Below are 521 nucleotides of genomic sequence, written 5' to 3' on the forward strand. Positions count from 1 at the left end.
AGGCATATCGGTGTTAGTCCCGTCCTTCTTCGGCTCCTAGTACCAAGGCATCCACCGTGCGCTCTTCTTCACTTAACTATCTCTCATGAATAAGCATTGTAAATAAAACAAGCTTCTACAATTGCTTTCGCAATGTATCCACTTTTTTGGTTTGATGTCGTTGTTACGCTTATTTGGTTTTCAAGGTACAAATAACCACAGGATGTGGTTGTTTTTTTAGAGAGATTTGCTCTCTCAAAACTGAACCAAACAACACAGTATGTTCATGAATCGTACCACGTAAGTGGTTGGTATTCATGTTCCGTTATCATAGTCTAGCTCCAGCGGCCAGCAACTAGCGGACTTCGAATTCCTTCCTACGATAAGTCAACTTCGATTCACTTTCGTTCATCGGGTTTCCTTTATCTCGTCAGGACTTCTCCAGTCCGTACGTTGCTAAACGGCCGCTTCCGCCTTCTATTATATCCTTAGAAAGGAGGTGATCCAGCCGCACCTTCCGATACGGCTACCTTGTTACGACT

Annotated in this window: 1 rRNA gene; it reads right to left on the minus strand. The window is 43.8% G+C overall.

The window, feature by feature from the left end:
- Positions 1-471: 471 nt before the first annotated feature.
- Positions 472-521 (minus strand): 16S ribosomal RNA (locus tag DX933_RS18350); the annotation flags it as partial.

This window comes from Ornithinibacillus gellani (assembly GCF_003730295.1).
Lineage (GTDB): Bacteria > Bacillota > Bacilli > Bacillales > Amphibacillaceae > Ornithinibacillus_A > Ornithinibacillus_A gellani.